The organism is Pseudomonas sp. FW507-12TSA (assembly GCF_058781435.1).
The window spans coordinates 124,702-134,100 of sequence record NZ_JBYSWT010000022.1; the positions used below are offsets into that span (position 1 = coordinate 124,702).

A 9,399-nucleotide genomic window follows, 5' to 3' on the forward strand; every position below is an offset into this window, starting at 1 on the left:
GTCGCTACCTAGGGTGTGAGTCGTGGGAGCGGCAAAAAGTTTGATCGGATGTACCGCGACGGCCAGGCTTCAGCTGCGACCCAGCAACGGGTGCCCGGCCAGCAGCGCTTCCTGCTGCAACCACTGGAGGAATACCCGCACCGGCGGATGGCGCTCACGCCCGGGCACGCACAACGCGCAATAGCCGGCGCCGCCCACATGGATGTCCGGACGGTAGGCCTGCAACAGACCGCTGGCCACGCTCTGCGATACCAGGATATTGCTGGCCAGCACCAGGCCCTGGCCAGCGATGGCCGCTTGCAGGGCGTACTGCTCTTCGTCATAGGAGCGTACCTGCGGCTGGCCCTCGAGCCAGTTTTCCCCGGCCTGGGCACACCAGGCCTGCCAGCCATCGGCATACAGCGTGGAGCTGCGCCAGTGCACGCTGATCAGTGCCGGCCGTTGCTGCCCGGCCAGTGCCACTTGTTGCGGCGAGCCATAGACCGCGAAGCGTTCATCGAACAGGCACAGGCCGTGCAAATTCAGGTAGCCGTCCTGGCTATAGCGGATGGCCACGTCGATGCTGGCATCCTGTTGCAGGTCCACCACCTCGCACTGTGTATCCAGGCGCAGGTTGATGCCTGGATGCTGGGCGTAGAAGCGACCCAGGCGCGGCACCAGCCACAGGGCGGCGAAGGCGGCCGTGGTGGACACCGTCAACTGCCCGTTGTCCGGAGCCGGGCGCAGGGTGGCGACGCTCTGCGCCACATCCAGCAGGGCGCCATGCAGGCTGTGGAACAAGCGATCGCCGGCTTCGGTGAGGCGCACCTGGCGTGGCAGGCGCTCGAACAAGGGCACGCCCAGCCAGTGCTCCAGGCTGCGGATCTGATGGGACACTGCCGTGGGCGTCACCGACAGGTCGTCGGCCGCCTCCTTGAAGCTCAGCAAACGCGCGGCAGACTCGAAGGTCCGCAGGGCGGTGAGAGGCAGGTGGGCGAACATAGAGCTCTCCATGGCTGAGTTGAATTCATCTGAATGGATTTTAATTCGTTTGTTGGCGAATGCCGCTGGCTCTAGCTTTAGCGCGAAATCGATAGGCACTCAAGGCCGTCCAGGTTCTAGCGCATGAGGAAGTTCAGATGAGTAAAGTTCTTGTAGTCCATGGCAGTCCCCGAGGCGAGCGATCCCACAGCCGGCGCCTGGCCGAGGTATTCCTGCAGGCCTGGCAAGCGGCCAACCCCCAAGGTTCGTTGACCCGCCGGGAAGTCGGGCGCGGGGCCATTCCCCATGTCAGCGAGGCCTTCATCGCCGCGGCGTTCTATCCACAACCCGAGGCCCGCCCGCTGTCGATGCAGGCCGACCTGGCCCTGAGCGATGAGTTGGTCGGCGAGCTGTTCGAGCACCAGCGCCTGGTGATCTCGGCGCCCATGCACAATTTCAGCGTGCCCAGTGGCATCAAGGCCTGGGTCGACCATATCGTGCGCCTGGGGCTGACCTTCGACACCCAGCTGGACAACGGCGTGGCCCACTACCAGCCGCTGGTACTGGGCAAGAAGGTGCTGGTCATCACCAGCCGTGGCGGCGGCGGTTTCGGCCCGGGTGGCGAGCACGAGGCGATGAACCACGCCGACCGCTGGCTGCGTACCGCCCTGGGCTTCATGGGCATCGACGACGTCACGGTGATCGCGGCCGAAGGCGAAGAGTCGGTGCCCGAGCGATTCCAGCAATCCTGCGCCCAGGCCGAACAGCAATTGCTGGCCCTGGCCCGGCGCTTCTGAGGTATGCCCATGGCCTGGGGATTGTTGTTGCTGGCTGCGGCCTTCGAGGTGGCGTTCGCCATGGGCATGAAGTACGCCGAAGGTTTCACCCGGCCCTGGCCGTCGCTGCTGACCCTGGTGGCGGCGCTGGGCGGGGTCCACTTCCTGACCCTGGCCCTGCGCGAGCTGCCGGTCAGCGTGGCGTATCCGATCTGGACCGCCATCGGCTCCCTGGGCACGGTGCTGCTGGGGTTCGCCTTGCTGGGCGAGAGCCTGACGCCGCTCAAGCTGGTGTCGGTGGGGTTGATCCTGGCGGGGGTAGTGGGGCTCAAGCAGGGGGCGTGAGGGCTTGTCATGGGGCAGTCGCCAAACGGTCACAAAGACTGACCACGGCCTTGGTTATGGTCTAGCTTTCAGCCAGGCCACCGTCCCCGCACAAGGATGTCCCCCATGTCCCAAGAGCTTGCCACCCGTTATCCCCTGGTCCTGGTGCCCGGCATGCTCGGTTTTGTCCGCCTGCTGCTCTATCCCTATTGGTACGGGATCATCCCGGCCTTGCGCCAGGGTGGCGCCCAGGTGTTTGCGGTACAGGTCTCGCCGCTCAACTCCAGCGAGGTGCGCGGCGAACAACTGCTGACGCAGATCCAGCAGATCCTGGAGCAGACCGGCGCCGCCCGGGTCAACCTGATCGGCCATAGCCAGGGCGCGCTCACGGCACGCTACGCAGCGGCCCGGCGGGCCGACCTGGTGGCTTCGGTGACGTCGGTGGCGGGTCCCAACCATGGTTCCGAGCTGGCGGACTACCTGCAGCGGCATTCCCCGGCCCATAGCTGGCGCGGACGCATGCTGAGCCTGCTGCTGCGTGGGCTCTCGGCGCTGATGACGCTGCTGGAGACCGGCTATCGCGGGCCGAAGCTGCCTTCGGACATCCATGCCTCGCACCAGTCGTTGACCAGCGAGGGCGTGGCCCTGTTCAACCGCCAGTATCCACAGGGCCTGCCGGCGACCTGGGGCGGGCAGGGCGCGGAAGAGGTCGCCGGCGTGCGCTACTACTCCTGGTCCGGCACCTTGCAGCCGGGCAAGACCAATCGTGGCGGGAACTTGATGGACGGCTCGAGCCGCAGTTGCCGGTTGTTCGCCCGGACCTTCGTGCGCGAGGCTGGGCAGTGCGACGGCATGGTGGGCCGCTACAGCTCGCACCTGGGGATGGTCATCGGCGACGACTATCCCCTGGATCACTTCGATATCGTCAACCAGTCCCTGGGGCTGGTGGGCAAGGGCGCCGAGCCGATCCGCCTGTTCGTCGAGCATGCCCGGCGGCTGAAGGCGGCCGGGCTTTGAACCGGTGGTTCTTCAGGCCGCACGCAGGCGCGAGCCCAGCTCCTGGGTCCAGCGTTCGGACAGCACCACGCCGCCCAGGGTCAGGACGCCGCCCACCAGATGGAACCAGGCCAGTTGCTCGCGCAGCACCACGGCGGCGATCAGCGCGGTGACCAATGGCAGCAGGTTGAAGAACAGCGTGGTCCGGCTCGGCCCCAGGCGTACCACGGCTTGCATCCAAGCCAGTGGCGCGAGCATCGAGGCCAGCAGGCAGGCGTAGAGCACCAGCGGGATGTTCTGCAGGGTCGGGCCCACTTTCGGCGATGCCAGGAGCAACGGCAGCAGCACCAGCACCGCGACCAGTACCTGCAAGTACAGCAGCACCAGGGGTGGCAGGCGCAGCTGCCATTTCTTCAGCAGGGTGCTGTACACCGCATAGGCCAGGGTGGCCACCAGCATCATCGCGTCGCCCAGGTTGACCCCGTGCTGCAGCAAGCTGGCCAGGCTGCCCGAGGACACCACCACCAGCACCCCGGCGAAGGACAGCACCGCGCCGACCAGCGCCCCGGCGGTCAGGCGCTGGCCCAGCACCGCGATGGCCATGGCCAGGGACATCAGTGGCATCAGGGAAAGGATGATGCCCATGTTGGTGGCCGAGGTCTGGATGGCGGCGAAGTAGGCCAGGCTCTGGTACACCGCCATGCCCAGTACGCCGAGGACGAAGATCCGGCCAAGGTTCGGGCGGATCACCGGCCAGTGGCGGCGCACCGGCCCGAGCATGAACGGGGTGAACAACAGGCCCGCCAGCAGCCAGCGATAGAAACCGATCTCCGCAGGGAAGATCGCCCCCACAGCGAGTTTGTTGACCACGGTATTGCCGGCCCAGATGAAGACGGCCAGTAATGGATAAGCGTATTGCATGGAGACAGCCAGAGAAGTGAATGAGGGCTGATTATCCTCCTGTCCGGATCAACGCCTATACTGCGAACCGGACAACCCGCCCCTGCATCCGGACAGCATGAGCAAAAAACACATCGACCTGCTGGACTTCCATGGCCTGCCCGCGCCGGTGTACTTCCGCTATGCCGACTTCGCCGCCCACAGCCATGCCCTGGAGCACCGCCATCCCTGGGGTTGCCTGGAGTATTCGGCCCATGGCGTGATGCACATGGAGATCGCCGGCCAGCGCTTCATGTCGCCGCCCCAGTACGCGGTCTGGGTGCCGCCCTATACCGCCCACAGTTTCTATACCAGCCAGCCGATCAACTATCGCGCGGTGCTGCTGGCGCCGGAGCTGTGCCGCGACCTGCCGCAGCAAGGCTGCACCTTGAGCATCAGCGAGATCCTCAAGGCGATCCTCAAGGACTTCGCCAGCCGGGACGTGCAGATCCCCGAGGGCGCAGCCGACCAGCGCCTGGCCCAGGTACTGCTGGACCAGTTGCGCCAGGCTCCGGTGCACACCTGCTTCCTGCCCTACGCCAACAATCCCGAACTGCTGCGGGTGCTCCAGGCGCTGCAGGCCGAGCCGGGCAACAACCAGCCGTTGGCCTACTGGGCGCAACAGGCCCATGTCAGCGAACGGACCCTGGCCCGGCAGTTCGTGCGCGAGCTGGGCATGAGCTTCGGCGAGTGGCGCCAGCGCCAGCGGTTCCTGGCGGCGATCCAGGCCCTGGAGAGCCCCTGCAGCATCCAGGAGATCGCCTTCGACATGGGCTACAGCAGCGCCTCGGCGTTCATCGCGATGTTCCAGCGCCACGCCGACTGCACCCCCGAGCAGTACCGCCGGGCTGGCCTGCAGAACAGGTGAAGGTGTAACAGGCTTTGTCTACACTGCCTGGGAGGCCGCGCCCATCGGTGCGGTGACAAGGAGAAAACTCCATGAAGATGTTGCGTATCCCGTTGCTGATGGTGGGCCTGCTGCTGTGCTCCCAGGGCTTTGCCGCTACCGCCCAGCAGAACAAGATGACCACCTGTAACACCGAAGCCACCGCCAAGAGCCTCAAGGGCGATGAGCGCAAGGCCTTCATGAGTACCTGCCTCAAGGCTGCGCCTGCCGCCGCCGCGACGCCTTCCACGCCCCAGGAAAGAATGAAATCGTGCAACGCCGACGCCACGGCCAAGGCGCTCAAGGGCGATGCGCGCAAGACCTTCATGAGCGACTGCCTGAAGAAAAAATGATCGCGGATCGATGAGGGCGAGGCGCCGGAAGCCCGCTGGGTCCTGGCCCTCATCGAGCTCTGGCGCCATGAGCCAGCCATAAACATCCATTGTTTCAATTGGTTACCCAAGTAATTACCGTTCGTCGGTTTTTTAGGGGGTTGCCCGATTTACATTTAAAATTCGTGCCCTTCAAAAACAGGCGCCTGGATGCGCCGTACGGACCTTCCCCAGTGTCCGTTTCAAGGGAATGACGGCATGCCGCGTTTTGGCTGGTTGAAGCCTGTTGTAGCGTTTTGTGCTCTATCTGGTTCTTTTGTCGTTTGCGCCGCGCCTTTCCAGACGCCGGGCGACCGCGACCTGATTCGCGACCGCCAGCAGCAATTGCTGCAGGAACAGCAGCGACGTCTCGATGAACTCCAGCAACTGCCCGGCAAGACCTTGCCCGCCGAACCGGCTCCCCAGCCTGGTGAACAGCGCTGCTTCACCATCAGGACCGTGGTCCTCAAGGGCGCCGAGCACCTGAGCGCCGCCGACCAGGAGCGCCTGGTGGCGCCCTATCGCGACCAGTGCCTGTCGGTCGCACAGATCAACACCCTGCTCAAGGCCATCACCCACCACTACCTGCAACTGGGTTATGTCACCACCCGGGCCTACCTGCCGGCCCAGGAGCTGGGGGCCGGGCAACTGACGATCGTGGTGGTCGAAGGGCGCCTGGAGAGCCTGGACAGTTCTGCCCTGGCCAGTTCCCGGGAGCTGGCCATGGCGTTTCCCGGTACCACCGGCGAGGTGCTGAACCTGCGGGAGCTGGAGCAACTGGTGGATCAGCTGACCCGCCTGCCGTCGCGCCAGGTCGAATTGGAACTGGCCCCCGGCGCGCAGCTCGGCGATAGCCGGGTAGGGCTCAAGGGCGAGCGCCTCAAGCCCTGGCGGCTATCGGCGACGCGCAACAACAACGGTGACAAGAGCACCGGCGAACAGCAGATGGGCCTCGGCCTGGATTGGGACAGTCCTCTTGGGCTGGCGGACCAGTTGAGCCTGCGGGCCAACCAGGACGCGGTCAGCGACCGCTGGCGCCATTCCGACAACCAGAGCCTGTTCTACAGCCTGCCCTGGGGCTGGTGGACCTTCAGCTATTCCTATAGCCAGAGTTACTACCGCACCCGCAACGACGCCACCGGCTTCAATTTCTCCATGGATGGCCAGAGCAAGAACCAACAGTTGCGGGCCGAGCGCGTGCTGCACCGGGACAACCTCAGCAAGACCGGCATGAGCCTGGGGATCAGCCACCTGCGGACCCGCAACTACATCGACGACAACCTGATCGATGTTTCCAGCAATCGCATCACCGAAAGCCAGCTGGGGTTCAACCACGGGCGGCGCATTGGCAACGCCCTGGTCAACGCCGACATCGGTTGGCAGCAGGGCATCGGCGCCCTCGACGCCCAGGCCAGCGGACATCCCCACGGCAGCGAGCCGGTGTCGCGCTACAACAAGTACAGCCTGACCCTGAGCTACCTGCAGCCCTTTCGCTTGTGGAACGAAAACTTCAGCTTCGACAGCATGGCCACCGGGCAGCGTAGCGAAGACCCGCTCTTCAGCCCCCAGCGCATCAGCCTCGGCGGCCTCAACTCGGTACGCGGCTTCCAGGACCAGACCCTCTCCGGCAACAGCGGTGGCTACTGGCGCAACCAGCTGCGCTGGCGCCGGGCAGTGACCTGGCAGGCGCTGCAACCCTTCGTCCAGGAGTACGGCCTGGCCTTCGCCTACGACGTCGGGGCGATCAAGGGCGACCGCTACAACCGCGACGCCAAGGGGCGCCTGAGCGGCAACGCCATCGAACTCAATGCCCGCGGCCAATACCTGGCGGCATCGCTCAGCTTCGCCCGCTCCCTGGAGCGGCCGGCAATTATCGAGAGGCGAGAACACCCGGTGTACTTCCGGGTAGACCTGTTCTTCTGACCCTGCTCAACCGTTAGTGGATGGATGATTTGCACATGGACGTACGCAAGCCTTTTGCCCAATGCATTGCCTTGTCGCTGTCGGGGATCCTGTTCCTCAACCCGATCATCAGCGTCGCCGCCGACCTGGCCCTGGACCCGGCGGCCGGTGGCAACGCGACCATCGGGGCGGCGGGTAACGGCGTGCCCATCGTCAACATCAACGGGGCCAATGACAGCGGTTTGTCCCATAACAAGTTCAGCGAATACAACGTCGGCAGTAACGGCCTGATCCTCAACAACGCCACTGGCTCGACCCAGAGCACCCAATTGGGTGGCTACATCCTCGGCAACCCCAACCTCAAGGGACAGGCGGCGCAGGTCATCCTCAACGAAGTCACCGGCAGCAACCGCAGCAAGCTGGCCGGTTACACCGAAGTGGCCGGCCAGGCCGCCCGGGTCATCGTCGCCAACCCCCATGGCATCACCTGCAACGGTTGCGGCTTCATCAACACCCCCAGGGCGACCCTGACTACCGGCAAGCCGGTTATCGAAGGCCAGCAGCTCGACCGGTTCCAGGTCGAGGGTGGTGACATCAGCATCGAGGGCGCCGGGCTCAATGCCAGCAACATCGACCAGTTCGACCTGATCACCCGCAGCACCAAGCTCAATGCCAACCTCTACGCCAAGAAGCTCAACGTCATCACCGGGCGCAACGATGTCAAGGCCGACGACCTGAGCGTCACGGCCCGCGACGGCGAGGCCGAGGCCAAGCCGGAGCTGGCCATCGACAGCTCGGCGCTGGGCGGGATGTATGCCGGGGCCATCCGCCTGGTGGGCACGGAACGGGGCGTGGGGGTGAACATGTCCGGGGACATGGCCGCCAGCACCGGCGATATCCAGATCGACGCCAATGGCAGGGTCACGGTAGCGGGTATCAGCGCCAACCAGGCCATCGTCGTGAAGGCCCGGGACATCGATCTCAAAGGCAAGGCCTATGCCGGTACCGAGGCGACCCTGCAGGCCAGCGAGCAGGTCCAGGTGCGCACCAGCCTGGCGGCCCGTGACCGGGTCCAGGTGATAGACGCCGCGCAGGTGGTCAACCACGGCATCATCGAGGCCGGGGTCAATGCCGACAACAGCCGCAACGACCACGGCGAGGTCAAGCTGGTCGCCGGCAACCTGGAGAACCGTGGCGATGTCCTGGCCAGTCGCAATCTCGAACTCAGGGCGCGCCAGGCCCTGAACAACCAGGGCGGGGTGATCCAGGGGCCCAAGATACAGGTCAACGCCGCACGAGTTCTCAACCAGGGCGAGCAGGCACGGCTGTTGGCCCAGAGTGAGTTGGTGCTCAATACTCCGGCCATTGCCAACCTGGGCGGCCTGATCCGCTTCGGCGACCGGCAAGCCGTGGACCTGGCGCTCGATAGCTTGAACAACAATGGCGGGCGCCTGGAGGTGGCCGCCGCGGGGTTGACCGTCAAGGCCCGCGAGGTGAGCAACCAGAAGGGCTCGGTGATCGCCGACAGGCTGCACATCACCGCCGATCGGCTGGATAACCAACAGGGCCTGATCGGCGCCAACCAGGACGCAGCGACCTTCGTCGTCGCCGAGCAGCTCAACAACAATGCCGGCCGGCTCCAGGCCCAGACCCTGCTCAAGACTTCCGGCGGCGAAGTGCTCAACCAGGGTGGCAAGCTGCTCGCCGACCAGGTCACGGTGACCGGCAAGCGCCTGGACAACAGCCATGACGGCCTGGTCAGCGCCGAGCAGGGCGCTTTGCACCTGGAGCTCGAGCAGGACCTGCTCAACGTCAGCGGCAAGCTCCAGGCCACGTCGCGGCTGGACCTCAAGGCCGCCAGCGTCGACAACCACAACGGGACCCTGCACGGCCCGCAACTGATCCTCGACAGTGCCGGCAAGCTCGACAACCAGGGCGGCACCGTGGATGCCGGCAAGCTGGAGTTGCGGGTCGCCGATATCGACAACCAGGGCGGCCTGCTGCAAGGCAAGGAGCAGCTGCTGCTGGTGGCCAGGGACTTGGCGAACGACCAGGGCCAGGTCATCGGCAACGCGGTGGATGCCACCCTCGACAGCCTCAGCCAGAACCAGGGCGGGGTGGTGAGCGCCGAGGCTGGCAAGCTGACGCTGACCGTCACCCAGCACCTGAACAACGCCCTGGGCCATCTGCAGGCCAAGCATGGCGACGTGCAGCTCAAGACGGGTGGGTTGGCCAACCGGGGGGG

9 protein-coding genes are annotated in these 9,399 nt (G+C 65.3%); 7 read left to right on the plus strand and 2 right to left on the minus strand.

From position 1 onward, the window contains the following. Window positions 1–69: 69 nt before the first annotated feature. Window positions 70–981 carry a LysR substrate-binding domain-containing protein gene (locus AC3WK8_RS20635; RefSeq protein ID WP_022642005.1) on the minus strand — a complete coding sequence of 304 codons (912 nt, stop codon included), beginning with the start codon at window positions 979–981 and terminating at the stop codon, window positions 70–72. A gap of 137 nt (window positions 982–1,118) precedes the next feature. On the opposite strand from AC3WK8_RS20635, the gene AC3WK8_RS20640 reads away from it, so the two are divergent. From AC3WK8_RS20640 to AC3WK8_RS20650, 3 genes are all read left to right on the plus strand, one after another. Then, window positions 1,119–1,757, plus strand: a complete 639-nt coding sequence (locus AC3WK8_RS20640; protein WP_022642006.1) for an FMN-dependent NADH-azoreductase — start codon at window positions 1,119–1,121, stop codon at window positions 1,755–1,757. Between the two features lie 9 nt (window positions 1,758–1,766). Then, window positions 1,767–2,081 (plus strand): DMT family transporter, encoded by a 315-nt coding sequence (locus AC3WK8_RS20645; RefSeq protein WP_103325696.1) that lies wholly within the window; start codon window positions 1,767–1,769, stop codon window positions 2,079–2,081. 105 nt (window positions 2,082–2,186) lie between these two features. After that, the gene (locus tag AC3WK8_RS20650) at window positions 2,187–3,077 is read left to right on the plus strand and encodes an esterase/lipase family protein (protein WP_085595454.1); all 891 of its coding nucleotides are present in this window, start codon (window positions 2,187–2,189) and stop codon (window positions 3,075–3,077) included. A 12-nt stretch (window positions 3,078–3,089) separates the two neighbouring features. On the opposite strand, the gene AC3WK8_RS20655 is transcribed toward AC3WK8_RS20650, so the two are convergent. Continuing rightward, the gene (locus tag AC3WK8_RS20655) at window positions 3,090–3,977 is read right to left on the minus strand and encodes a DMT family transporter (protein ID WP_103325695.1); all 888 of its coding nucleotides are present in this window, start codon (window positions 3,975–3,977) and stop codon (window positions 3,090–3,092) included. Window positions 3,978–4,074: 97 nt separating this feature from the next. Between AC3WK8_RS20655 and AC3WK8_RS20660 the strand changes: the two genes are divergently transcribed. The 4 genes from AC3WK8_RS20660 to AC3WK8_RS20675 all read left to right on the plus strand — a co-directional run. Further along, window positions 4,075–4,863 (plus strand): AraC family transcriptional regulator, encoded by a 789-nt coding sequence (locus AC3WK8_RS20660; protein ID WP_103325694.1) that lies wholly within the window; start codon window positions 4,075–4,077, stop codon window positions 4,861–4,863. Window positions 4,864–4,934: 71 nt separating this feature from the next. Next, the gene (locus AC3WK8_RS20665; RefSeq protein ID WP_022642011.1) at window positions 4,935–5,234 is read left to right on the plus strand and encodes a PsiF family protein; all 300 of its coding nucleotides are present in this window, start codon (window positions 4,935–4,937) and stop codon (window positions 5,232–5,234) included. 237 nt (window positions 5,235–5,471) lie between these two features. Beyond that, window positions 5,472–7,175, plus strand: coding sequence for a ShlB/FhaC/HecB family hemolysin secretion/activation protein (locus AC3WK8_RS20670; protein WP_085595446.1), 1,704 nt, complete (start codon window positions 5,472–5,474; stop codon window positions 7,173–7,175). A 35-nt stretch (window positions 7,176–7,210) separates the two neighbouring features. After that, window positions 7,211–9,399, plus strand: a 2,189-nt coding sequence (locus AC3WK8_RS20675; protein ID WP_146043274.1) for a filamentous hemagglutinin N-terminal domain-containing protein, incomplete at its 3' end; no start/stop codon positions are given.